General features: G+C 71.3%; 26 protein-coding genes. 12 read left to right on the top strand and 14 right to left on the bottom strand.

Annotated elements, in window-relative coordinates:
• Window positions 1-2: 2 nt before the first annotated feature.
• Together KME78_RS09440 and KME78_RS09435 are read right to left on the bottom strand one after the other, a co-directional pair.
• Window positions 3-1,151, bottom strand: a complete 1,149-nt coding sequence (locus KME78_RS09440; RefSeq protein ID WP_219528418.1) for an MFS transporter — start codon at window positions 1,149-1,151, stop codon at window positions 3-5.
• A complete protein-coding gene (locus KME78_RS09435) occupies window positions 1,148-1,909 on the bottom strand; it encodes a DeoR/GlpR family DNA-binding transcription regulator (RefSeq protein ID WP_281428661.1) in 762 nt (253 codons plus the stop codon). Before KME78_RS09435 ends, KME78_RS09440 begins: the two co-directional genes overlap by 4 nt.
• A 44-nt stretch (window positions 1,910-1,953) precedes the next feature.
• On the opposite strand from KME78_RS09435, the gene KME78_RS09430 reads away from it, so the two are divergent.
• From KME78_RS09430 to KME78_RS09420, 3 genes are read left to right on the top strand one after another with little or no spacing between them, the layout of a single operon-like run.
• On the top strand, window positions 1,954-2,925 hold the full coding sequence (locus tag KME78_RS09430) for a helix-turn-helix transcriptional regulator (protein WP_219528416.1): 972 nt from the start codon (window positions 1,954-1,956) through the stop codon (window positions 2,923-2,925).
• A gap of 29 nt (window positions 2,926-2,954) precedes the next feature.
• Window positions 2,955-3,566 (top strand): LysE family translocator, encoded by a 612-nt coding sequence (locus KME78_RS09425; RefSeq protein WP_219528415.1) that lies wholly within the window; start codon window positions 2,955-2,957, stop codon window positions 3,564-3,566.
• A gap of 25 nt (window positions 3,567-3,591) precedes the next feature.
• Window positions 3,592-3,804 (top strand): hypothetical protein, encoded by a 213-nt coding sequence (locus KME78_RS09420; protein WP_219528414.1) that lies wholly within the window; start codon window positions 3,592-3,594, stop codon window positions 3,802-3,804.
• Between the two features lie 16 nt (window positions 3,805-3,820).
• On the opposite strand, the gene KME78_RS09415 is transcribed toward KME78_RS09420, so the two are convergent.
• Genes KME78_RS09415 through KME78_RS09405 form a run of 3 tightly spaced genes read right to left on the bottom strand, consistent with a single transcriptional unit; the run spans window position 3,821 to window position 5,026 of the window.
• Window positions 3,821-4,279, bottom strand: a complete 459-nt coding sequence (locus KME78_RS09415) for a GbsR/MarR family transcriptional regulator (RefSeq protein WP_219528413.1) — start codon at window positions 4,277-4,279, stop codon at window positions 3,821-3,823.
• 19 nt (window positions 4,280-4,298) lie between these two features.
• Window positions 4,299-4,724, bottom strand: a complete 426-nt coding sequence (locus KME78_RS09410; RefSeq protein ID WP_219528412.1) for an SRPBCC domain-containing protein — start codon at window positions 4,722-4,724, stop codon at window positions 4,299-4,301.
• Complete coding sequence (locus tag KME78_RS09405) at window positions 4,721-5,026, bottom strand: ArsR/SmtB family transcription factor (protein WP_281428678.1); 306 nt, start codon at window positions 5,024-5,026, stop codon at window positions 4,721-4,723. The genes KME78_RS09410 and KME78_RS09405 overlap by 4 nt, the downstream gene beginning before the upstream one ends.
• 97 nt (window positions 5,027-5,123) lie before the next feature.
• Between KME78_RS09405 and KME78_RS09400 the strand changes: the two genes are divergently transcribed.
• Entirely contained in the window at window positions 5,124-5,462 is a 339-nt protein-coding gene (locus tag KME78_RS09400) for a VOC family protein (RefSeq protein WP_219528411.1), read from the top strand.
• 45 nt (window positions 5,463-5,507) lie between these two features.
• Here KME78_RS09400 and KME78_RS09395 read toward each other — a convergent pair whose 3' ends face one another.
• The gene (locus tag KME78_RS09395) at window positions 5,508-6,380 is read right to left on the bottom strand and encodes an SCO6745 family protein (protein ID WP_219528410.1); all 873 of its coding nucleotides are present in this window, start codon (window positions 6,378-6,380) and stop codon (window positions 5,508-5,510) included.
• A 96-nt stretch (window positions 6,381-6,476) separates the two neighbouring features.
• Between KME78_RS09395 and KME78_RS09390 the strand changes: the two genes are divergently transcribed.
• Window positions 6,477-7,001 (top strand): CGNR zinc finger domain-containing protein, encoded by a 525-nt coding sequence (locus KME78_RS09390; RefSeq protein ID WP_308126865.1) that lies wholly within the window; start codon window positions 6,477-6,479, stop codon window positions 6,999-7,001.
• Window positions 7,002-7,035: 34 nt separating this feature from the next.
• Here the strand turns inward: KME78_RS09390 and KME78_RS09385 are convergent, their stop codons facing one another.
• Entirely contained in the window at window positions 7,036-7,614 is a 579-nt protein-coding gene (locus KME78_RS09385; protein WP_219528409.1) for a TetR/AcrR family transcriptional regulator, read from the bottom strand.
• Between the two features lie 17 nt (window positions 7,615-7,631).
• Window positions 7,632-9,122, bottom strand: a complete 1,491-nt coding sequence (locus KME78_RS09380; protein ID WP_308126864.1) for a serine/threonine-protein kinase — start codon at window positions 9,120-9,122, stop codon at window positions 7,632-7,634.
• 89 nt (window positions 9,123-9,211) lie between these two features.
• Between KME78_RS09380 and KME78_RS09375 the strand changes: the two genes are divergently transcribed.
• Entirely contained in the window at window positions 9,212-9,838 is a 627-nt protein-coding gene (locus KME78_RS09375; RefSeq protein WP_246650767.1) for an ArsR/SmtB family transcription factor, read from the top strand.
• Between the two features lie 41 nt (window positions 9,839-9,879).
• Window positions 9,880-11,415, top strand: coding sequence for an MFS transporter (locus tag KME78_RS09370; RefSeq protein WP_219528407.1), 1,536 nt, complete (start codon window positions 9,880-9,882; stop codon window positions 11,413-11,415).
• On the opposite strand, the gene KME78_RS09365 is transcribed toward KME78_RS09370, so the two are convergent.
• Window positions 11,326-11,622, bottom strand: coding sequence for a hypothetical protein (locus KME78_RS09365; protein WP_219528406.1), 297 nt, complete (start codon window positions 11,620-11,622; stop codon window positions 11,326-11,328). The two genes, KME78_RS09370 and KME78_RS09365, sit on opposite strands and share 90 nt — an antisense overlap.
• Window positions 11,623-11,702: 80 nt before the next feature.
• Here KME78_RS09365 and KME78_RS09360 point away from each other — a divergent pair, with 80 nt between their 5' ends.
• Window positions 11,703-12,317, top strand: coding sequence for a YigZ family protein (locus KME78_RS09360; protein WP_219528405.1), 615 nt, complete (start codon window positions 11,703-11,705; stop codon window positions 12,315-12,317).
• A 113-nt stretch (window positions 12,318-12,430) separates the two neighbouring features.
• On the opposite strand, the gene KME78_RS09355 is transcribed toward KME78_RS09360, so the two are convergent.
• Window positions 12,431-13,675 (bottom strand): isochorismate synthase, encoded by a 1,245-nt coding sequence (locus KME78_RS09355; RefSeq protein ID WP_219528404.1) that lies wholly within the window; start codon window positions 13,673-13,675, stop codon window positions 12,431-12,433.
• A gap of 219 nt (window positions 13,676-13,894) precedes the next feature.
• Here KME78_RS09355 and KME78_RS09350 point away from each other — a divergent pair, with 219 nt between their 5' ends.
• Complete coding sequence (locus KME78_RS09350; RefSeq protein ID WP_219528403.1) at window positions 13,895-14,728, top strand: SGNH/GDSL hydrolase family protein; 834 nt, start codon at window positions 13,895-13,897, stop codon at window positions 14,726-14,728.
• Between the two features lie 70 nt (window positions 14,729-14,798).
• On the opposite strand, the gene KME78_RS09345 is transcribed toward KME78_RS09350, so the two are convergent.
• Window positions 14,799-15,512 (bottom strand): HNH endonuclease family protein, encoded by a 714-nt coding sequence (locus KME78_RS09345; protein WP_219528402.1) that lies wholly within the window; start codon window positions 15,510-15,512, stop codon window positions 14,799-14,801.
• 101 nt (window positions 15,513-15,613) lie between these two features.
• Between KME78_RS09345 and crcB the strand changes: the two genes are divergently transcribed.
• Genes crcB through KME78_RS09330 form a run of 3 tightly spaced genes read left to right on the top strand, consistent with a single transcriptional unit; the run spans window position 15,614 to window position 17,374 of the window.
• Window positions 15,614-16,069 carry a fluoride efflux transporter CrcB gene (gene crcB / locus KME78_RS09340; protein WP_219528401.1) on the top strand — a complete coding sequence of 152 codons (456 nt, stop codon included), beginning with the start codon at window positions 15,614-15,616 and terminating at the stop codon, window positions 16,067-16,069.
• Window positions 16,066-16,425 carry a fluoride efflux transporter FluC gene (locus tag KME78_RS09335; protein ID WP_219528400.1) on the top strand — a complete coding sequence of 120 codons (360 nt, stop codon included), beginning with the start codon at window positions 16,066-16,068 and terminating at the stop codon, window positions 16,423-16,425. The genes crcB and KME78_RS09335 overlap by 4 nt, the downstream gene beginning before the upstream one ends.
• A 43-nt stretch (window positions 16,426-16,468) precedes the next feature.
• Window positions 16,469-17,374 (top strand): S1C family serine protease, encoded by a 906-nt coding sequence (locus KME78_RS09330; protein ID WP_219528399.1) that lies wholly within the window; start codon window positions 16,469-16,471, stop codon window positions 17,372-17,374.
• A 3-nt stretch (window positions 17,375-17,377) separates the two neighbouring features.
• Here KME78_RS09330 and KME78_RS09325 read toward each other — a convergent pair whose 3' ends face one another.
• The 3 genes from KME78_RS09325 to KME78_RS66035 form a co-directional block, all read right to left on the bottom strand.
• On the bottom strand, window positions 17,378-18,712 hold the full coding sequence (locus tag KME78_RS09325) for a glycosyltransferase family 4 protein (protein ID WP_219528398.1): 1,335 nt from the start codon (window positions 18,710-18,712) through the stop codon (window positions 17,378-17,380).
• A 156-nt stretch (window positions 18,713-18,868) separates the two neighbouring features.
• A complete protein-coding gene (locus KME78_RS09320; protein ID WP_219528397.1) occupies window positions 18,869-21,976 on the bottom strand; it encodes a S41 family peptidase in 3,108 nt (1,035 codons plus the stop codon).
• Window positions 21,977-22,038: 62 nt separating this feature from the next.
• A complete protein-coding gene (locus tag KME78_RS66035; RefSeq protein ID WP_281428660.1) occupies window positions 22,039-22,161 on the bottom strand; it encodes a hypothetical protein in 123 nt (40 codons plus the stop codon).
• Between the last annotated feature and the right edge of the window lie 89 nt (window positions 22,162-22,250).

Raw genomic sequence — 22,250 nt, 5'->3', positions numbered from 1 at the left:
CGCTAGGACCTGACCGGCTCGGTCGTACGGGGACGCAGCGCGGTGGCGGCCAGTGCCACGAAGGCGGCCAGCAGCGCCGGTACGCCCAGCGCCCGCGGCAGCCCGGACAGCTCGGCGAGACCCCCGATGAGCACCGGCCCGGACAGGAACCCCAGATAGCCGATGCTCGCCACCCGCGCCAGAGCCCGCCCCGCGAAAGCCGGGTCACGATGCCCGGCGGCGGAGAACACCTGCGGCACGATGCACGACAACCCCGCCCCGAAGCACCCGAACCCGGCCACCCCCGCCACCGGATGCCCGACCGTCAGCGCCAGCCCCAGCCCGGCGGCGGCCAGCAGCCCGCACCCGCGCACCAGCGCCACCGGCCCGAAGCGGACCGCCAGCCGGTCCCCGGCCAGGCGCCCGGCCGTCATCATGATGGAGAACGCGGCATAGCCCGCCGCCGCGAACCCCGCGGACGCGGCCAGGTCCTCCCGCAGGTAGACCGAGCTCCAGTCGGCCGCCGCCCCCTCGCCCACCAGGCAGCAGAACGCCAGCACGCCGAGGAAGAGGATCCCCTTGGGCAGCCTCGGCCGTACCTCGGAATCCGAGGTCACCGGCGAGGGCCGGGAGCGCAGCGCCCAGGCCGCCGCCCACGCGGCCAGCAGCGCGATCACCACCGCGACCGACAGGAACGTGGCGGCGGGCGAGAGCGCCAGGTGCGCGAACAGCCCTCCGGCGGCGGCGCCCGCGAACCCGCCGATGCTGAACACCGCGTGGAACGACGACATGATCGGCCGCCCCCACGCCCGCTCCACCTCCACCGCGTTGGCGTTCATCGAGACGTCCAGCACCCCGTGGACCACGCCGAACCCGAACAGCGCGGCGGCCAGCGTGCCCAGGTTCACGGCGTAGGCGGGCAGGACGAGCACCACCCCCTGCAGCAGCGCGGCGGGGATCATGACGCGGCTGCTGCCGTAGCGGTCCACCAGGCGGCCGACCGCCTGCATGCCCGCCATCGCCCCGGCGGCGATGGCCAGCAGGGCCAGGCTCAGCCGCCCGTCGCTCAGCCCGAGGTCCTGTTTGATGGCCGGTATCCGGGCCGTCCAGGTGCCGATGGCGGCCCCGGCGAGCAGGAACAGCAGGTAGACGGCCACCCGGGCGCGGTTCACCGGGCTTCCTGGACGAGACGGACGGTGACCCCGGCGGCGAGCAGGGCGTCGTGCTGTTCGCGTGGGATGCCGGCGTCGGTCACCACCACGTCGAGCCGCGAGATCGGGCAGACTGCGCCGAACGCCGTCCTGGCGAACTTGCCCGAGTCGCACGCCACGATCACCCGCCTGGCCGCGGCGATGGCGGCCTGCTTGACGGCCACCTCCGGCAGGTCGTGGGCGGTCAGCCCCTGCTCGGCGGACAGGCCGCAGCAGCCGATCACCGCCGTGTCGAAGCGCAGCGCCTTGATCGAGGTCTCGGTCAGGGGGCCCATGAAGTTCAGCTCGCCCTGCCGTACCTCTCCGCCGGGCAGCACCAGCCGAACGCGCGGCGCCGCGGCCAGCAGTGACACCGACTGCAGCGCGAGCGGGAGCACGGTCACCCGGCGGTCCAGCAGGGCGCGGGCCACTTCCAGCGCGGTGGTGCCGCCGTCGAGCAGCACCGCCTCGCCGTCGGCGATCAGCCCGGCCACCTCGGCGCCGATCCGCTGCTTGGCGTCGACCGCCTCGTGCTCCCGTACGCCGAACGGCGGCTCCTCGCCGCGCAGCAGCAGCGACAGCGCGCCGCCCCTGACCCTGCGCACCACCCCCTGCTGGGCCAGTTCGTCCAGGTCGCGGCGGATGGTCATCTCCGACACGCCATGCTCGGCGGCCAGCTCGGCGACCGAGACGCTGTCGTGGATGCGAAGGGTGTTCATGATGGACAGCACACGTTCCATGTGTTCATACAAACATGACATATGTGCGCAATACAATGGTGGGCATGCGCGCCAGCCGTCTGCTCTCCCTTCTGCTGCTTCTGCAGGCGCGCGGCCGGATGACCGCCACCGACCTGGCCGCGGAGCTGGAGGTGTCGGTCAGGACCGTCTATCGCGACGTCGAGGCGCTGTCGGCCGCCGGGGTGCCGGTCTACGCCGATCGCGGTCCGGCGGGCGGCTACCAGCTGCTCGACGGCTACCGCACCCGGCTGACGGGGCTGACGGCCGAGGAGGCGTCGTCGCTGTTCCTGGCCGGGCTGCCGGGGCCCGCGGCCGAGCTGGGGCTGTCGGAGGTGGTGGCGAGCGCGGAGCTGAAGCTGCTGGCCGCGCTGCCGCCCGAGCCGCGCTCGCACGCCTCGCGGATGCGCGAGCGCTTCCTGCTGGACGTGCCCGGCTGGTACCGCGACGCCGACGACGTGCCGCACCTCAACGAGGTGGCCGAGGCGGTGTGGGCGCAGCGGCGGCTGCGGATGACCTACCGGCGCTGGGGCCAGCAGGAGGTCGAGCGGGTGGTGGACCCGTACGGGCTCGTGCTCAAAGGCGGCTCGTGGTACATGGTGGCCGCGCCCGCCGGGGCGACGCCGCGTACGTACCGGGTCGCGCGCATCCTAGCGCTGGAGACGCTGCCGGGCGGTTTCGACCGGCCCGAGGGTTTCGACCTCGGCGACTTCTGGCGCGATTATTCACGCGAGTTCCGCGAGCGCATGTACACCGCCGAGGCCGTGATCAAGATCGCCCCCGGACTGGACAGCCTGCTCGCCTACACGATGGGCAACGACGTCGTCGCCGCCGCGCTGGCCGAGGGCGCCGAGCCCGACGCCGAGGGCTGGCGCACGCTCACGGTTCCGATCGAGTCGATCAGGCACGCCCGGTGGCTGCTGCTGCGGCTCGGGGCGAGCGTCGAGGTGCTGGGACCGCCCGAGCTGCGCGCGCTGATGGTCGAGGCCGTCGCGGAGCTCGGAAAAATCTACGGCTAAAAACGGGCGGTTCTGCCACTATGCCCCACATGTATCTCATCGCATTCATTGGCGCGTGCATCCTGGTGGCGATGGTTCCCGGAGTCAGCACCGCGATCATCCTCAGACAGACGCTGCGGGCCGGGCGCGGCTCCGGCCTGGCCGCCACCCTGGGCAACGAGACCGGCATCCTGATCTGGGGGCTGGCCGCCGCGTTCGGCCTGTCGGCGCTGGTGCTGGCCTCGCAGGTGGCCTATGACGTGATGCGCGTCGCGGGCGCGGTCCTGCTGGTCGTCATGGGGGCGCAGTCGCTCTGGCAGGCCCGCAAGGGTTCGCCGCCGGTCGAGGGGGTCGCGGTCAGTGGACGGCGCCGGTCGTACCTGGCCGGGTTCGGGACCTGCCTGGCCAACCCGAAGGCGGCGGTGTTCGCGATGTCGTTCCTGCCGCAGTTCGTGCCGCAAGGGCAGAACGTCCCGCTCACCCTCGTCACGCTCGCCGTCGTCTGGGTGCTCGTGGACCTGCTCTGGTACGGCCTGCTCATCTGGACCGTCGCCAAGGCCAAGGCGTTCCTCGGCCGCCCGGTCGTCAAGCGGCGGCTGGAGCAGATCTCCGGTGTCGTCCTCATCGGGCTCGGCCTGAGGCTCGTCCTGGACTCGCGATGAGCGGCCGCTGGACTACGTTGGGGGGATGACGAACGACCTGGCGACGCTGATGCGGCAGGCGCAGGACGAGGATCCGCTGCGAGCCCTGCAGGCGACCACCGCGTTGCGGCACGAGATCGAACGCATGGAGGCGGTCCAGGTACGCCGGGCCAGGGTGGCCGGGTTGCCGTGGGCGCAGATCGCTCATGCGATCGGGGTGAGCAAACAGGCCGTGCACAAGAAGTACGGCAGGGGCTAGCGCCCGTGCTCGGCTGTCAGCGCTCGCGCCACTCGGCGAGCAGCCGGGGCAGCCCGCGCTCCACGAACGCGAAGTAGTCGCGCATCCTGGCCAGGTTCGCGCCGGCGGTGGTGTCGTCGCCGCCGACCGCCTCGACCGCGGCCGTCGCCTCGTCGGTGATCTGCCGGAAGATCGGCATCTTGGCCAGCGTGAGCTCGTACCAGGCGTCGTCGGGCAGGCGGTAGACATCACGGCGGGAGCCGGGCACCGGCTCCCGCACCACCAGGTGCATCTGCGTGAGCAGGCGCACCGCGCCGGAGATGGCGGCCGGGCTGACGCCGAGCCGGTCGCCGAGCTCGGCGGCGGTCAGCGTCCGCTCCTCGGCCGCCATCATCGTGAACAGCACGCGCGCGGCCATGGGCGGCAGCCCCCAGTCGGAGAAGATCCGCGCCATCCGCTCGACCGCGTGGCGCACGGCCTCTTCGTCACGAGTCACAGGCGGGATTCTACGGGCTTCACAAACGCGCGAAACTCTCGGCGAACCAGCTCAGCGCGATCTGCCAGGAGTAGCCCCGGCGGATGCGCCCGGCCACGTCCGGCGGGAGCGTGTCGAGGCCGCGGTGCTCCAGCAGCACCTCGGTGCCGCCGTCGACCGGCGTGAACGCCACCTCGATCTCCATCGCACCCTGGTCGTTGATCAGGTCGGCCCAGACCAGGCGGCGTGGCGGCTCCCAGGTGAGGATCCGGCCGGTGTCGACGTGGCCGCCGTCGGACCACAGCTCGCGCAGGTAGCCCTCCTCGAACCGGATGCCGACCGCGCGTGACGGGTCGACCCAGCTGTGGGGGCCGCGCACGTACCAGCTGTCGATCTCGTCGGTGAAGACGCGGAACGCGGTGGCCTGGTCGACGGGGACGATGACGGCGGCCTGGACGGAGTTCATGGGGTGGTGCGCTCCACGTGGTCCTTGAACGAGCCGAGCTGCTCGGCCCAGAACGCCTGCACCTGGTCGAGCCACGCCTGAAGGGCGGTGAACGGCTCCTGGCGCAGCGTGTAGAGGCGCAGCCGGGCATCCTCGCCGCCCGCCTCCGCCTGGACCAGCCCGCCGGCCCGCAGCACGCGCAGATGCCTGCTCAGCGCGGGCGCGCTCATCTGGACGGCCTGCGCCAGCTCCCCGGCGGGGCGGGGGCCGGCGCGCAGCAGGTCGATCACCTTGCGCCGGGTGGGGTCGGCGAGGGCGGCCAGTGTGGCATCCAGATCGTTGCCGTTTGCGTTAATAGTTGCTCACTTCCGTTATGTGGTAATACTTAACGATAGCGGCAATTATTACGGAGGACTGCGCATGGCTGTGGAGCTGGGTTACTACACGCTGTCCGTCGAGGACCTGGATCGGGCCGCCGCCTTCTACGGGGCGCTGTTCGGGTGGGAGTTCCGGCGCGAGCACGAGACGTACCTGCACGTGACGAACACGGCGGTGCCGATGGGCCTCACCGCCTCCGGCCCCTCGTCACAGCCGAACCTGTATTACAGCGTCGACGACGTCGACGCCGCGATCAAGCGGGTGCGTGAGCTCGGCGGCACGACGGGGGAGATCATCGAGAGCAAGTCGGGGCGGGGCTGCGCCTGCACCGACGACCAGGGCACGGAGATCAGCCTCTGGCAGCCCGCGCCCGGCTACTGACCGGTCCGCGCGTGCCGGCCGGTCGAGGTCGGGGCGGCCGGTGGATCAGTCGGGTGCCTTCACCGTGGCGATGCCGAGCGTGCTGGTCATCGGGAGGATTCCCGCCTCGAAGACGGCGCCCAGGACCGGCTGGACGAGCTGGGCCAGCCGGTCGGCGCGCTGCTCGCCCAGCTGCCGCCACGGCTCGGCGGCCAGTGCGTCGGTCATCCGCTCGACCTGGTCGCGCAGCGCCCGGCCCGCGTCGGTGGCCTGGCCTGCGGCGTCGACCAGGCCGCGCCCGGCGAGTCGATCCTGCGCGGCGGCCCAGTCGTCCTCGCTCCAGCCCCGCCCGGCGAAGTTGGCCTCCGGGGCGGCGCCGATCGCGGCGAAGGAGACCAGCGATTCGCACGGGTCCAGCTCCGCCGCCTGGAGCGCCACCAGGTGGCCGTCGCCGCGGTGCTCACGTAGCACGGTGGCGGCGTGCCAGAGCACCAGGTGCGGCTCGTCCGGCCAGGGCAGGTCCAGGTTGGCGGCGGCGAGCGGCCGTCCGGCCACCGTCACGCTCTCGGCCGTCCGCCTGGCCAGCTCCGCGGCCTCGGCGAGCTGCCCCGCCCGGTCACCGAGCAGCGCCCGATAGGTGCGGTCGACGGCCCGGACGCGGGTCTGGAGCACCTGCTCGGGGGTGGCGGTGTCCCAGACGGCCGGAACGTGTTCGGCGATCGTCTGAGGGCTGAAGCTGTAGTAGGTGGCGAAGGCCAGGTTCGTGCCCGCGTGGCCCAGTGGTGCGGTGCGGTAGGCGAAGTAGCTCGGCCACCGCGACTCCACGTCGTAGCCGATCGCGGCGGCTTCCTCGAAGGCCTGGGGGGAGAAGTACAGCGCCGCGTGGATCGGCTCCAGCTGGTGCCACATGCGGCGGGCGACTCTGCCATCGATGGACATGCCAATTCCTCACTGTCTAGATAAGCTATGCCAGTGACGATAGACTCCTGGCGCATCACTGGTCAATCCCAAATAGACAGTTATGTTGGCCGGTGGGTGGAGCTCGCCGTCCTCCTGGTGAACGAACTGGCCGTGGGCGAGGTACGCGGGCGCGACCTCGCGCCGCCGGCCGACGGGGCCGCGCGCCGCGCCGCCGTACTGGCCGCCACGGCCCGCCTCGACCGGCCGCCCGCCGGATCCCCGACCGCCGCCGACGCCGACCGCCTGGCGGAGGTGGCCGCCGAGCTGCGGCCCGTGTTCGGCGGCGGCCCCGATTCCGTCGCGTCGCTCAACGCGCTGCTGGTACGGCACTCGGCCGTCGCCAACCTGCACGGGGAGCCGCCCATCCTGGCCTTCCACCAGCCGGACGCCTCGCTGGTCGACGCCTGGGCCGCCGACGCCGGCACCGCGCTGGCCATGGTGATCGGGGTGGGGCAGGGGGTTCGGCTCCGGTCATGTGAGGCGGACGGGTGCGCGCTGGTCTTCTTCGACGTGACGCGGAACACCTCGCGGCGCTTCTGCGGGCTGTCGTGCCAGAACCGCGCCAAGGCCAGCGCGTACCGTGCCCGGCGGCGAGCCTGAGGTCGGCGCCATGGCTGTTCTGCCGGCGCTGTTTCTATCGGCGGCCGAGGGCGATGGGCAGCACGATGTGGTCCACGAGCCGCCGGGCCAGTTCGTGGTCGACGGGCTCACCGCTGACCAGCGCCCGGAAGAACAGCACCGCCGGGCCCACCTGCCACAGCAGGTCGGTGTCGGCGCTGCGCGACAGCTCGCCCCTGGCCCAAGCCCGCTCGAACACCTCCAGCGTCAACCGGCGGCGGCTGGCGACGTAGTTCTGCTGCACCGCGCGGGCGAGGTCGGCGTTGTGCAGGATCTCGCCGATCAGCCCGGCGATCACCTCACCCAGCCGGGCCAGCTCGCCCACCAGCGACTCCATCAGCGCGAGCAGATCACCCCGCAGCTCACCCGTGTCGGGGACCACCGGCCTGTCGGACACGGCATTGACGAACGCCGCCACCACCAGCTCCGCCTTGGACGGCCAGCGCCGGTAGACGGTGTGCTTGCCCGCCTTCGCGCGTGCGGCCACCGCGTCGATGGTCAGCCGGTCGTACCCGGTTTCGCGCAGCACATCGAGCACGACGCCGAGTAACTCGGCCTCGCGCGCCGGCCCGCCCCGTAAGGGCGTAACGGACATGACTCCCAGAGTAGGCGTCAGCGCTGCCAGACTGTCAGGTCCATGGTGATGTAGTCACTGGCCCCTTCGGATACCTTCGTCACCTTGACGAGACCGATCGTGTTCTCGGCGAAGACGCACACCAGCCGGCCCTTGGCCTGGTCGGCGGCGTAGCTCCCCATGTACCGGGTGTTGTCGACGCACGCCTGGTAGGTGCCGGTCTGTCCGGGTTCGAGCACGGCCATCTTCTCCGCCTGGAGGCCGATGGCGCCGTAGCTGACGTCCTCGTCGTTGCCCTCTTTGGGGTGGGTGGGGTCGTCGGTGAAGTTGACCGAGTAATAGATGGTCACGTCGATGCCCTTGTACGTGCCGAGCAGCGTGCCCGCCTTCGCCCCGGCCACCGAGCCCTCGGTCGCCGTGCCCGCGGGGCTCGGCGTGGTCTCCTCGGTCGCATCGGTGGTAGGCCTGCTCGCGGGCGCCTGTTCGGTGACCGTGACGGTCGCGGCGGGTCCGGCGAGCGGGGTGCCGACGGCCGGGCCCTGGTTGAGCAGCACGGCCGTGGCCGCGCCCGCGATCAGCGCCGCGCCCGCGGCGGCGCCCGCCACGACACCGAACCCGAACGTCCTGCGTGAGCGCGCCGGGGGCGGAGAGGGCGAGGCCGCGTAGCCGGGCAGGGAGCGCGTGAGCTCCGGGGGCAGCCACTCCGGCCCCGTCTGCGCGTACCGTTCGAGCTCGGTCACCAGCGCGCGCGGCGTCGGCCGATGCGCCGGGTCCTTGGCCAGGCAGCGGGCGATCACGTCGCGCAACTCCGGCGGGCAGCCGTCGAGCTGAGGCTCGTCATGCACCACGCGGTAGAGCACCGCCGGGTCGGGGCCCTCGCCGAACGGTGTGCGGCCGGTCGCCGCGAACAGCGCCAGCCCGCCGAGCGCGAACACGTCGACCGGCGGCGCGGCCGGGTGCCCGAGCGCCTGCTCGGGAGCCATGAACAGCGGCGTGCCGACGCGGATGCCGGTCCCGGTCAGCGGGGTCGCGTCGACGGCCTTGGCGATGCCGAAGTCGATGACGCGGGGGCCGTCGGGGGACAGCAGCACGTTCGACGGTTTGAGGTCGCGGTGGACCACCTGGACGGCATGGATGGCCTGGAGCGCCTCGGCCACCCCGCAGACCATGGTCAGCACCGTGCGGGGAGGCAGCGGACCATGACGGGCGACGGCCTTGTCGAGCGAGGGCCCGGGTACGTAGGCGGTGGCCAGCCAGGGCGTCCTGGACTGGGGATCGGCGTCGACGACGGGCGCGGTGTAGAGACTCTGCACCCGCTCGACCGCGGCGACCTCCTGCTGGAACCGCCGCCGGAACTCCGGATCCCCGGTGAACTCGGCGCGGATCACCTTGATGGCCAGGCGCCTGCCGCTCTGGGTGCGGGCGAGGTAGACCTGCCCCATTCCGCCCGCCCCCAGCCGCGCCACCAGGCGATAGCCGCCGATCTCGGGAGGGTCGTCAGGGGCGAGGGGCGTGAAGGGGGGATTCACAAACGCACTTTAGCGCAAACGGCGGATTGCCAACATCTCTTCGCGAAGAACCCTTTGCGAAGAGATGTTGGCAATCTATGGTTGGGGTCATGACCTCAGTCGTCGTTCTCGATGCCAAGGGCCTGCGCGCCCTCGCCCATCCGGTGCGGGTGGAGCTCGTCCAACTCCTGCGCAAGTACGGTCCCTCGACGGCCACCCGCCTGGCCGAACGCCTCGGCGTCAACTCCGGCACGGCCAGCTACCACCTGCGCAGGCTGGCTGCGGCGGGCTTCGTCGAGGAGGACACCGAACGCGGGAACGCGCGCGAGCGGTGGTGGCGTTCGGTGCACCAGGTGACCCGGCTCGCCGACAGCGAACTGGCCAGGCAGGAGCCCGAGGCCGTGCTGACGTACCTGCGGTCTGTGGCGGCCGCGCACAGCCTGCTGACCCAGCGCGCGCTGAACGAACTGCAGACCATGCCCCGGCCCTGGTGCGACGCGCTGGACATCAGCCACTGGGCGCTGCACCTCACCCTGGAGGAGGCCGAGCGGCTGCACGAAGAACTGCTGGCCGTGGTCGCCCGCTACGTGCGCGACGTCCCCGAGGACGCGGTCGTCGAGGGGGCCGAGCGGGTGTCGCTGGTCATGCACCTGCTGCCGGAGCCGGACGTGTCGGAGCCGGACGTGTCGGAGCCGGACGTGTCGGAGCCGGACGTGTCGGAATCGGACCTGTCATGACCCGCCGTCCTGTGACCGAGCCTCCTGCGAACGAGCGTCCCGTGATCGGGCGGTCCTTACGCCCGCTGGCCGGGGTGCTGGCGGCCCTGGCCATGTCGTTGACCGGCACTCGGGTGTCGGCCATCGCGTTGCCGTGGTTCGTGCTCGTCACGACCGGCAGCGCCACCATGACCGGGCTCGTGGCCTTCTGCGAGATGGCGCCGTATGTCCTGGTCAAGCTCTTCGTGGGGCCGCTGGTCGACCACCTGGGGCCGCGCCGGGTCTCGTGGGTCGCCGACGTGGCGAGCGCCGCCGGAGCCGGGGCCGTGGCTCTGCTGCACGTTCTCGGTCTGCTGGCCTTCCCGGTGTTGCTCGGGCTGGTGGCGCTGATCGGCGCGGCTCGCGGGCCCGGGGACCTGGCCAAGGAGATCATGGTGCCGGAGGCGGCCGAGCATGGCCGGATCCCGCTGGAGCGGGCCGCGGCACTGTCAGGCGTGACGGAACGCCTGGCCGCCACCGTCGGTCCGGCCACGGGCGGGGCGCTGGTAGCACTGGCCGGCCCACTGATCGGCCTGGCAGCCAGCGGGGCCTGCTTCGCGCTCGGCTCCGTCGTCATCGTGTGGGCACTGCCACGCGCCCAGGCACCAGACGCAGGCGACCCGGCCCACGTCCGGGCATCGGCCGAGGGCGAGGTCCCCGTCCAGGTGTCAGCAGAGGGCGCGGTCCCTCCCCAAATGTCGGACCACGGCTCGGGTCGCGATTCCGAGGGCGGGGCGGGGGAGACGGAGGGCTACTGGCGGCGTTTCGCCGAGGGGGTCGCCTTTCTGCGGGGTGAGCCGATACTGCTGGCCCTCGCGCTCATGGTCGCCGTGACGAACCTGCTGGACGCGGCGTTCACCCAGGTGCTGGTGCCGGTGTGGGCCAGGGAGTCCGGCCATGGCCCGGCCGTGATCGGGCTGAACAGCAGCGTGATGGGGCTGGCGGCGGTCGGCGGGAGCCTGGTGGCCGCCGCGGTGGCGCATCGGATGCCGCGGCGGGCGGTGTTCTTCGTGGCCTTTCTGCTCGCCGGCCCGCCGCGGTTCCTGGTCCTGGCGATGGACGCGCCGGTGTGGGCGATCGTGGTGGTGTTCGCGCTGAGCGGGCTCAGCGGGGGCCTCATCAACCCGATTCTGGGCGCGATCTACTTCGAACGGGTGCCGCGACGGCTGCTCGGCCGGGTCAACGCGCTGGGGGACTCGCTGGCGTGGGGCGGGATTCCGCTGGGCGGGCTCATCGCCGGTGCGGCGGTGGCCGCCGCCGGGTTGTCGCCGGTGCTGGTCGCGTGCGGAGCGGCCTACTTCCTCACCGTAGGCCTGACCGGGCTGCGCCGGGAATGGCGGGAAATGGACCGGTCACGCGGCGCGGGGCGCCCCGCACCGGTGAGCGCGGCCGGCCCCTCAGGCGGCGCGGCGGCCGGGCGCTCGGGTGGCGCCGCGGGCGGATGCTCGGGTGGCGCTGCGGGCGACCGCTCAGGTGGTGCTGCGGGCGGGGAGCATGGCGGCGATCTCGCCGGCCAGGGTCGGATCGGCCGCGAACGCCTCGAGGATGGCCAGCCGTAACGCCAGATCGTCGCCGGAGTGGGCCGCCATCTGCTCGATCGCCCTCCTGGAGCCGGCGTCACCCCGTCCGAAGATCCGCTGCAGGATGCGGGTCCCGCGGGCGATGTTCGACCCGGCGGCGAGCTCGTGGGTCTTGGCGAGTACGGCACCGCCATAGGCGCCGATCGCCTCGGTGACGTAGGGCATGACGTCGTCCGTGATATCCACGGATACCTCCATGGGACCTGCCGGGGGATGAAGGCGATGCTAGTCCCGAGAGCCGGTCCGGCGAGCACTAATCTGTGGACGTGTCCTCCTATCTCACCCTGAGCGCCGCCATCGAGCACGAGACGGAGGCCCGCCGCTCCCGCTTCGTCTGCGCGGTCGCCCCGGCGAGGACGCCCGCGGAAGCCTCGGCCTTCATCGCCGAACGCCGCCACCTGCACCCGAACGCCTCCCACAACTGCACGGCCTACGTCATCGGCGACGACCGCAAGGGCGACGACGACGGCGAACCAGGCGGTACGGCGGGCACCCCCATGCTGCAAGCCCTGACGGGCAGGGGTTTCAACGACGTGGTGGCGGTGGTGACCCGCTATTTCGGCGGCACCCTCCTGGGCGCCGGCGGTCTGGTCCGCGCCTACAGCTCAGCGGTCACGGAAACCCTGGACCAGGCACAACCAACCAGGATGATCCCGGCAACCCTCATCCACGTAACAGTCGCCCACGACCAGGCAGGCCGCATAGAGAACGACCTGAGGGCATCGAAACACCCGATAAAGGACGTGTCCTACGGCAGCAAGGTCGTCTTCACGGTTGCGGTGTCCGACGACGAGACGGCGACCTTCACCGACTGGCTGGCAACCCTCACCGCAGGCCGAGCCCAGGTGACTCCGGGCAACAGAATCCACCTAGAAGGCTAAGAACCCGGCCGTAACGGCGCCCGACCCCGTGCGGGCTCAGCGGCCGTGTCCCTGGAGGCCCTCAGCCACGTACGGCGACTGGGCCCTCCCAGGCTGTGCCGTCACCTAAAAAATCATCCCTCCAGCGCATACTGCATGACGCGAAACTTGGCTTGCGCCTCGGCGAGTTCGGAGGCCGGGTCGGAGTCGCCCATGATGCCGCCGCCGGCGAACAGCCGGGCCCGGCGGCCGCGGACGATCCCCGAGCGCAGCGCGATCCCCCACTCGCCGTCCCCGTGAGCGTCGATCCACCCGACGGGCCCCGCGTACCCCGCGCGATCCATCCCCTCCAGCTCCCGGATCACCTTGATCGCGGTGTCGGTGGGTGTGCCGCCCACCGCCGCCGTCGGGTGCATGGCGGCGACCACGTCGAGCACCGACGCGCCGTCGGCCAGGCGGCCCGTGACGTGGCTGGCCAGATGCTGGACGTTGGGCAGCATGAGCAGTTCGGGTTCGTCGGGGGTCTGCAGCGACGAGCACAGCGGGGCGAGCGTCTCGCGTACGGACGCGATGGCGCACTCGTGCTCGTGCCGGTCCTTGGCCGAGGCGAACAGCGCGGCGCCGCGCGCCACGTCGTCTTCGGGGCCGCTGCCGCGCGGTGTGGTGCCGGCCAGGACGAGCGACTCGATCTCCTGGCCGGTGCGCCGGATGAGCAGCTCGGGCGTGGCGCCGACGAAGCCGGCGACGGAGAAGGTGTAGCACTCGGGATAGCGCTGCGCCAGGCGGCTGAGCAGCAGGCGTACGTCGATGGGACGCTCGGCCGTGGCGAGCAGGTCCCGGGCCAGGACGACCTTCTCCAGCTCGCCGTCGCGGATGCGCCGGGCGGCTTGGGCGACGACGTGCTCCCATTCGGGGGCGGACAGGCTGCCGTCGCCGTAGCTGATGCGGCCCGGGTCGCGGATCGGGGTGAGGGGTTCGAGGCGCGCGTCGCCGATGGTGGTGAGCCAGGCGTGGCCGCTGCGCCGGGCGAGTACGGCCTGCGGGACGACGAGGACGGAGCCGGCGGCGTTCTCGTCGAAGGTGAAGGAGCCGAAGGCGACCGGCCCGACACCGGGCGTGCCGGCGGGCCCGTCGAGATAGGTGTCCATGCGGGCGTCGCCGAAGAGGTCGCCGAGCCACCGCCGGGCCCAGGCGAACCGGCCGGGACCTGCGGGAACGTTCACACGGGCGGCCTCACCCCAGCCCACGAGTCCTTCGCCATGCCTGATCCAGGCATAAGGGGCGGGGGTCCGGGGCAGGGAGGCCAGCAAGTTACCGGGGTCACCTATGGGGGTGGTGCGAACCGGTAGCGGGCGGGTGGTTCCGAGCGCGACACTCACCCAAGACACTCTATGCGGGAACTGAACACGTTCGACTGGGACCCCCGTGAATGACCGGTTACGGTCAACGAACCCAGAAAAAGTGGGAACTCGCATGATATTCGGTCGGGGCCGCATCGGATCCGGCCTGTCAAGCGGCGATATGAACACGGTCCTGAGATGGCAGATGTTGCCTTAACGACATAGTCGGCCCCCTCGCCCATCCCTACGTTGGGCCGCATGATCACTCGTCTCGCGCCCGTCTGCGTCGCGGCGCTCGTTCTTCTCGGCTCCGGCACGGCCCAGGCCGCCACGGCGGAGCCCGTCCCAGAGGTCATGGCGGCGTTGGGCGATTCGGTCTCGGCCGGGTTCAACGCGTGCGGCTGGTACGTCTCCTGCACCTCCCGCTCCTGGTCGGCGGGTGACAACGCCCAGGTGAGCAGCCACTACCTGCGGCTGGCCGGGCTGAGCAGGTCGATCTTGGGGCACAACCGCAACTTCGCGGTGCCCGGGTCGACGAGCGCGGACCTGCTGGGGCAGGTGAGGCAGGCGGTGGCGGCGAAAGCGAGTTATGTCACAATCCTCATCGGCGCCCAGGACGCCTGCAAGCCGGCAGAGAAGGACATGACGCCCGTGCAGGTCTACCGGCAGCGGTTCGACGCGGCTCTGGCGGAGTTGCGGGCCGGGATGCCGGGCGTCCGGGTGTTCATCGCCAGCGTTCCGGACCTGCGCCGGTTGTGGCAGGTCGGCAAGGGCAACGCGCTGGCGCGCTCGTTCTGGACACTCGGCCATATCTGCCCCACGATGCTCGCCTCCCCGTCCTCGATGAAGGCCGCCGACGTGGCGCGGCGGGCCCGGGTGCGGGCGCGGGTGATGGCTTACAACCACGAGGCCGCCGAGGCGTGCGCGACGCTGGGTCCCGCCTGCCGTACGGACGGGGGCGCGGTGTTCGGCTACCCGTTCACGCTCGACCACATCAGCAAGTGGGACTACTTCCACCCGAACGCCGACGGGCAGCGGGCCCTGGCCGCGCTGACGTTCAAGAACGGTTTCGAGTGGATGGACGTGCGCTGAGCTGGATGGGCGTGCGCTGAGTTGGATGGGCATGCGCTGAGTTGGAGGGACGTGCGCTGAGCGGCGGCGGTCAGCGGCACTGGGCGAGCATGGTGTTCTTGTCCTCGCGGGTGACGGGCAGGTCGTACTTGCGCGCGACCTGGGCGAAGCGGGTGACGTAGGCGCAGCGGATGCGGTGTTGCGGCGGCAGCCAGCCGGCCGGCCCCGAGCCGTCCTTCTGCTCGTTGGCGGCGCCGTCGACGGGCAGCAGGTTGAGCGGGTCGTTGGCGAAGTCGACGCGCTTGGCCATCGACCAGCGCGGCGCGCCCATCCGCCAGCCGTAGGCGAGCGGGATGACATGGTCGACCTGGATCTCGTCGGCGTGCTCCTTGCGCCAGTCGATGGTCCTGCCGGTATAGGGGTCGGTCAGCCGCAGGGAGACGACCTCGCAGCGGGAGCCCTGGCGATACTTGACGTCATGGCCGTCACGGGCGAGCAGGTCGTCGCGGGTACGGCAGCCGTTGCGGGCGTACGGGACGTCGGTGGCGGTGTCGGCCCAGTTGTCGCCGTATCTGGTGCGCTCGTAGCCCGTCTTGGGGCCGCGGTCCTTCACCCGGAGTTCCTTGATGAGGGCGCGGGCGCTGGCTTTGTCGGTGTCTTTGGTGATGGGGGCGAGTCCTGGCAGGGTTCCGCTGGTGTTGCTCAGGGGGCTGGCCGCGGTGGCCGGGCTGCTCTTGGTGCCGCCGATGAGGGAGACGACCAGTACACCCCCGGCCAGGAGGGCGACCGTATCCTTTGTGCTCAAGTACGCCTCCGAGATCTTGGGCACAGGTTCTCTAGAGATCAATTCCCGACATTGTGGTGTTTGACACGGTGAGAGGTTTGAGACGGCAGAGGGAGGGATCTATGACGCACGGTGCTGTTGATCCGGATGTGGATCTCCACGTTCCCGGCCAGCGGGCGGAGCTGTCCTGGAGCGTGCTCGTGGTCATCGCGGCCGGGGGCGCGCTGGGAGCGCTGGCCCGCTACGGGGCGCAGAGCGCGCTGCCCGCCTCTCCTGCCGGGTTCCCGTGGGCGACGTTCTGGGTGAACGTCTCCGGATGCCTGCTGATCGGGGTGCTCATGGTGGTGATCACCGAGGTACGGCAGGCGCATCGGCTGGTACGGCCGTTCCTCGGGGTCGGGATCCTGGGCGGGTTCACCACGTTCTCCACGTACGTGGTGGATGTGCAGCGATTGGTGGCGTGGGGCGCGCCGGTCGCCGGGCTGGTCTATCTGGCGGCGACGATGGTCGCGGCCGTGGTGGCGGTGTGGTGCGGGATGCGGGTGACGCGGCGGCTGGCGCGGGTGGCGGCCCGATGACGATCGTCCTGATCGTGGTGGGCGCGGCGCTGGGCGCCCCGCTGCGGTATCTGGCGGACCGGGCGGTGCAGGCCGGGCACGACACGGTGTTCCCCTGGGGGACGCTGGCGGTGAACGTGGCCGGGTCGGCGGTGCTGGGGTTCCTGGCGGCGCTGCCTGCCGGGAGCGGGGTGATGGCGTTCGCGGGCACCGGGTTCTGCGGGGCGCTGACCACGTATTCGACCCTGGGGTACGAGACCGTGCGGCTGGCCGAGGAGGGCGCCCGCTTCCACGCGGTGGCCAACGCGGCGGCGAGCATCGTGGCCGGGCTCGGGGCGGGCTACTGCGGCGCGGCCCTGGCGCAGGCGGTGAGCTGAAAAAGCTGTGCCGTTTTCTCGGTTACGGAGTAATGATGTAAGCATGGATGATTACTCCCGTGTCGTCTCATCGGTGGCGGCCGAGCTGCTGCCGAAGGTGGCCAGCGTGCGGGCGGACCGGGGCAGCGGGTCGGCGGTGGTCTTCACGGCCGACGGGTTCCTGCTGACGAACGCGCACGTGGTGGGCTCGTCGAGGGCGGGCACGGTGGCGTTCTCCGACGGATCGTCGGGTGAGTTCCTGGTGGTGGGGCGGGATCCGCTGTCGGATCTGGCGGTGATCAGGGCGCAGGTGCCCACGCCCGGGCCCGTCGTCCTGGGCGACAGCGACGAACTGGTGGTGGGGCAGCTCGTGGTGGCGGTCGGCAGCCCGCTGGGGCTGGCCGGTTCGGTGACGGCCGGCGTGGTGTCCGGGCTGGGACGGTCGTTACCGGCCCGCAGCGGTCAGGCCGTACGCCTCATCGAGGACGTGATCCAGACGGACGCGGCGCTGAACCCCGGCAACTCGGGCGGCGCGCTGGCCGACTCGCAAGGGCGGGTGGTGGGCGTCAACACCGCCGTGGCCGGTGTCGGAGTGGGGCTGGCCGTGCCGGTCAACAGCACGACGCGGGCGATCATCGCCACCCTGATCAAGGACGGCCGGGTACGACGCGCGTACCTGGGGCTGGTCACCTCGCCGGCGCCGCTGGCCGAGCCGCTACGGCGGCGGACCGGCCAGGACACCGCGCTGCGGGTGGTGGAGGTGATGCCCGGGTCGCCCGCCGACCGGGCCGGCCTGCGGGCGGGGGATCTGGTGCTGAGCGCCGACCGCCATCCGGTGGGGGACGCGCAGAGCCTGCAGCGGTTGATGTTCGCCGACGCGATCGGGCGGCCGCTGCCCATCACGGTGCACCGCAACGGGGCCCTGGTGGACGTCATCGCGGAGCCGGTCGAGCTGACGAGCCGTACCTGACCGTCAGGCGGGCGGCGGGGCCTGCGCGGGGTCGGCCGGTGCGGGCTCGATCTGGGCCGGTGCCGGCGCGGGCGGGGTCGGACGGACGTAGGTGCCGTTGCGGCGGGCCAGGAGCTCCTCGAAGAGGGCGTCCCACTGGGCGCCGATGGCGTCGACGTCGTACGTACGCGCGGTCTCCAGCGCCCCGGCCGCCAGGTGGCGGCGCAGGTGCTCGTCCTCGATGACGCGCAGGAGCGAGGTGGCGAGGTTGGCGTTGGTACGCGGCTTGACCAGCAGCCCGTCGACCTCGTCGGTGATCATCTCTTTCGGCCCGTGCGGGCTGTTGAAGCTGACGATGGCCAGTCCCTTGGCCATGGCCTCCAGGATGGTCATCGGGAAGCCCTCGTGGCGCGAGCTGAGCACGAAGACGGATGCCTTCTCCAGCTCGGCGCCGACGTCGGTGGTGGCCCCGGGCAGTTCGACCTTGCCTTCGAGACCGGCGTCGATCACCTGCTGGCGCAGGTTCTCCTCCTGGGGACCGGCGCCGAAGATACGCAGCGTCCAGTCGGGGTGGGTCTTGGCGACCTCTTCCCAGGCGACGATGAGCCGGTGGAAGCCCTTGAGACGGGTCAGCCGGCCGACGGCGATGACGACCTTGGCGTCGAGCTTGGCCACGTCGCCGGTCATGGGCGGCACGGCGTTGGGGATGCGGATCAGCCGCTTCGGCTTCTTGGGCAGGGCGGCGCGATAGTCGCGCAGGTCCGCCTTGGTGAGCGTGGCGAGCGCGTCGAAGCGCCGGTAGCGCCACTTGATCAGCTCCTGCACCGCCTCCGGCTGGGTACGCAGGGCGACGTGCTCCTGGCCGATGGTGATGAGGCTGGGCAGCGCTAACTGGGCCATCGCCAGGTTGAGGCCGGGCCTGGTGGAGATGAGGATCCCGGTGTCGAGCGAACGGATGTAACGGGCCAGCTTGAGGTCGGTCCAGAGGTTGAAGCGGTGGTAGGCCGACTCCTCCGCCGGGATGAGCTTGCTCGGCATCTTCGACAGCATCGCGCGCACCGGGTCCGGGCTGGGGTGCAGCCGGTCGTCCAGGAAACGGAACTTGACCCGCGGGTCGATGGGGAAGAAGGGCTCCTCGGCCTCTTTCAGAATGCTGACGATCTCGACGTCGTGGTGCTTGGCCAGATAACTGGCCAGGTTGAACACCGTCCTGATCGTGCCGCCCATGCCGTACGCGTGCAGGATCAGAATCCTGACCTTGTCCGTCGACGGCGGCGGCGCCTTGCGCACCTTGCGGCGGTTGTAGCCCCTGTACAGCCGGACCATCGCCGACTTGCCCTTGCGTGCCAGTGCGCGCACTTGAGAAGTCCCCCTTGGACTGAGAGTGTCACTACACAAGTGGCCGATAGCGATACGTACCCGTTCGCCACCGGCTTATTGTCCCGCTTCTGCGGAGTGTCCCGACCATCCCCGAGGACCAACCCCACACATGATCTATAGACGCCGTAAATCGTCTTATGGTTGCATCCGTGGCCGATGTGCTGGATCCGGGGTGTGCGGGGGGTGTTCGGCCAGCAGGTCGAGTATCACGTCGATGGCCTTCTCGAGCTGGGTGTCCGTGCCCGCCGCGTAGTCCTGCGGGGTGATGTCGATCTCCAGGTCGGGGTCCGTGCCGTAGTTCTCGACCCGCCAGCCCACGTCGTCGAAGGCGAAGGAGAACTCTGGCTGGGTGGTAAGGGTGCCGTCGGCCAGTCGGTGCCGTGGCCAGATGCCGATGACGCCGCCCCAGGTTCGCTTGCCGATGAGGGGGCCGAGGCCCAGCAGTTTGAAGGTGTGGCTGAAGATGTCGCCGTCGGAGCCGGTCCACTCGTTGGTGAGGGCGACCAGCGGGCCGCGCGGCGACTCCGGCGGGTAGGGCGCGGGATCGCCCCAGCGGGGGTAGTCGTAGCCGAGGCGGCGGCGGGCCAGCTTCTCCAGCAGCAGCGCCGAGACGTTGCCGCCGCCGTTGAAGCGGACGTCGACGATGAGGGCGTCGCGGTCGTACTCGGCCAGGAAACCCCGGTGGAACTCGGCGAACCCCTCCGTGCCCATGTCGGGAACGTGCAGGTAGCCGACGCGGCCGTCCGAACGCTGATGGCACCGGGCGCGGTTGAGGTCGACCCAGTCGCGGTAGCGGGCGGGCCGTTCGTCGGCGATGGCGCGGACCGTGGCGGTGAACAGGCGCTCGCCGCGGCGCAGAGTGAGCTCGACCTCCTCGTCGGCCAGGTTGACCAGGCGTTCGTTCGGGGTGGCGGTCTCGCCGATGGGAGCGCCGTTGATGGCCAGGACCGCGTCGCCCGGCCGTACGTCGAGGCCGAGCCGGTTGAGCGGTGAGGTGGCCTCGGGGTCCCACAGGTCGCCGGTGACGATCGCGCCGATGTGGTAGACGCCGTCGCGGTGGTCCCAGTCGACACCGAGCTTGCCCTGCGTGTATTCGGGGCCCGGCCGATACTCCCCGCCGCTCTCGAAGGCGTGGCTGGTGGCCAGCTCGCCGTGGAGCTCCCACAGCAGGTCGGAGAACTCGCCCCGGGTGCTGACGCGCTCCACGAGCGGCAGGTAGCGCTCGTACACCTCGGCCCAGTCGACGCCGGCCATGTCCTCGGTCCAGAAGTTCTCGCGCTGCAGGCGCCACGCCTCGCGGAACATCTGCCGCCACTCCGCGGCCGGGCAGACCGACACCTTGATCCGCGACAGGTCGATCCACCCGCTCTCACGGCCCGGGGTGTCGTCGTCGTTGTCGGGTGTCTCGGTGGCCTTCAGCACGCGCAGCCGGTCGCCCGCCCGGTACAGGAGCGTCTTGTGGTCGCGGCCCAGCTCGAAGTCGGTGACGCCGCGGGCGAACGTCTCGCTCTCTCCCTTGGCGAAGTCGTACAGGTCCAGGACACCCTCACCCTGCAGCGGGCTGCTGAGGATGAGGGCCTTGCCGGGCAGCCCGGCGATGCGCTCGTAGCGGCCTTCCGGCAGCGGGAACGCGGTGACGCGGCGGACCAGCCCGTCGAGGTCCACGCGCAGCGGCTCGGGCTCCTCCTCTTCCTCGTCGTCCTCGTCCTTGGCCCCCAGGGGGCGCGGCTGCGGGACGAACGGGTCGGGGACGTCCCGGCGCAGCGCGATGGCGTAGGGGCGGGTGCCGAGGGGGAAGCCGAGGCCGAACTGGAGCTGGTCGTAGACGGGGGAGAAGACGCGCTGGCCGATGAAGTACAGGTAGCGGCCGCGCGGGTCGAAGGCGGGACGGGAGTCTTCGAGGAGCGGTTCGGTGGCGGGCACGGTCTGGCCGGTCGCGGGGTGGTGCAGCATGATCGCGGAGGTGTGGGCGGTCAGCGGGCTGGCGTACGCGAGCCACTGGCCGTCGTGCGACCAGGCGGGGTCCGCGGGCGGCCCGTGCGGGTTGGCCTCGACGAGAACGGCCTGCCCGGTGGCCAGCTCGACGAGGTACAGCTCGTCGCGGTGGTTGGTGACGGCGACGCGGTCATGGACGGGGTCGGGCGCCAGCGCGGTGATCCGCCCGAGCCGGGCGATGCTCAGGACGCTCGCCTCACCGAGGATGACCAGCTGCTCCTCGTCACTGTCGTCACTGGCGGCGGCGATGAGGCGGCGGCCGTCGTTGAGACAGGTCAGGAAGCGGTAGCGGACACCGTCGGGTTCGCCGTGCTGCCGGACCGGCCCCTCCCAACCGGCCATGGCGTACGCCTTGCCGCGCGCGGTGACGGCCAGGGCGCTGCCGCCGGGACTGAGCGTGGCGCTGTCGAGGTAGTCGTCGGCGTCCACGAACCTGCGGTTGCGCTGGGTCCTGGAGCTGGCCAGCCGCACGTCGATCCGGTGGGGCGCGTCCCCGGGATCGAGCAGGTAGAGGTCGGCGCCCGCGTGGTAGACGAGGCGGTGGCCGTCGCCGGACAGGTTGCGGGCGTAGTAGTCCTCGTGATGCGTGTGCTTGCGCAGGTCGTCGCCGTCGGGAGTGCAGGAGTACACGTTGCCGACGCCTTCGTGGTCGGACAGGAAGCAGACGCGGTCGCCGCTCCAGCAGGGGGAGGCCAGATTGCCGGGCAGGCGGATGAGCCGGCGGAAGTGGCCTTCGCCTTCGGGATCGATCCACAGGTCGCCGACGGTGCCGCCCCGGTACCGCTTCCAGCGCGCCGGGTCGGCGGTGTTGCGGCCCAGGACGATCATGCCGTCCGGGCCGTGGGCGATGGAGTTCGCGGGGCCGTACGGCAGGCGTTGCGGCACGCCGCCCGGCGCGACGCGGTGCAGCCACTTGCGGCCCTCGAAGGGCTGGCACTCGTCGCTGGCGTACAGGATGCGGCCCTCGGGGTCCCAGCCGGTGACGGCGCAGCGGGCCCCGTGATAGGTGACCCGCCGGGCCGCGCCCCCGTCGGCGGGCATGACGTACACCTCTTCCTGGCCTTCCTCGCGTCCGACGAAGGCGAGCTGGTCGCCGCGCGGAGAGATGCGCGGGTATCCGGCCTCGGCGACCCCGGCGGTCAGGCGGAAGGCGCGCCCGCCGAGGGCGGAGACCATCCACAGGTCGTCCTCGGCGGCGAAGACGACGACGTCCTGGAAGACGGCGGGGAAGCGGAGGTAGGCCGTCATGTGTCGCTCCCGTGGTCAGGCAGCCGGGACTCCGGCCGCGGCTGCCTGATCATTTCACCGGGTCACGCCACGTCGGGCTTCTTGGGCTCCTTCTTGGCGTCCTTGGACTCCTTGACCTGGCGGCTGGACTTGATCGCCTGTTTTTTGGCTTTGCCGGTCTTGGCGGCCGGCTTCTTGTTCACCATGGTTCCCCCCGAACGGATGATGTTGGATCGGTACATCCACGCATTTAGTACCCATTTCAGACATGACGGTCACTATGGGCGGGTTAATG

This window comes from Nonomuraea guangzhouensis (assembly GCF_019396345.1).
GTDB classification, from domain to species: domain Bacteria; phylum Actinomycetota; class Actinomycetes; order Streptosporangiales; family Streptosporangiaceae; genus Nonomuraea; species Nonomuraea guangzhouensis.
This window is presented reverse-complemented; position numbering and strand designations above follow the sequence as displayed.

Coding starts and splice junctions, on each gene's coding strand:
- KME78_RS09435 (WP_281428661.1), bottom strand. CDS start 1,909: ATGGAACGTGTGCTGTCCATCATGAACACCCTTCGCATCCACGACAGC.
- KME78_RS09430 (WP_219528416.1), top strand. CDS start 1,954: ATGCGCGCCAGCCGTCTGCTCTCCCTTCTGCTGCTTCTGCAGGCGCGC.
- KME78_RS09425 (WP_219528415.1), top strand. CDS start 2,955: ATGTATCTCATCGCATTCATTGGCGCGTGCATCCTGGTGGCGATGGTT.
- KME78_RS09420 (WP_219528414.1), top strand. CDS start 3,592: ATGACGAACGACCTGGCGACGCTGATGCGGCAGGCGCAGGACGAGGAT.
- KME78_RS09410 (WP_219528412.1), bottom strand. CDS start 4,724: ATGAACTCCGTCCAGGCCGCCGTCATCGTCCCCGTCGACCAGGCCACC.
- KME78_RS09400 (WP_219528411.1), top strand. CDS start 5,124: ATGGCTGTGGAGCTGGGTTACTACACGCTGTCCGTCGAGGACCTGGAT.
- KME78_RS09395 (WP_219528410.1), bottom strand. CDS start 6,380: ATGTCCATCGATGGCAGAGTCGCCCGCCGCATGTGGCACCAGCTGGAG.
- KME78_RS09385 (WP_219528409.1), bottom strand. CDS start 7,614: ATGTCCGTTACGCCCTTACGGGGCGGGCCGGCGCGCGAGGCCGAGTTA.
- KME78_RS09375 (WP_246650767.1), top strand. CDS start 9,212: ATGACCTCAGTCGTCGTTCTCGATGCCAAGGGCCTGCGCGCCCTCGCC.
- KME78_RS09350 (WP_219528403.1), top strand. CDS start 13,895: ATGATCACTCGTCTCGCGCCCGTCTGCGTCGCGGCGCTCGTTCTTCTC.
- crcB (WP_219528401.1), top strand. CDS start 15,614: ATGACGCACGGTGCTGTTGATCCGGATGTGGATCTCCACGTTCCCGGC.
- KME78_RS09335 (WP_219528400.1), top strand. CDS start 16,066: ATGACGATCGTCCTGATCGTGGTGGGCGCGGCGCTGGGCGCCCCGCTG.
- KME78_RS09330 (WP_219528399.1), top strand. CDS start 16,469: ATGGATGATTACTCCCGTGTCGTCTCATCGGTGGCGGCCGAGCTGCTG.
- KME78_RS09320 (WP_219528397.1), bottom strand. CDS start 21,976: ATGACGGCCTACCTCCGCTTCCCCGCCGTCTTCCAGGACGTCGTCGTC.
- KME78_RS66035 (WP_281428660.1), bottom strand. CDS start 22,161: ATGGTGAACAAGAAGCCGGCCGCCAAGACCGGCAAAGCCAAAAAACAG.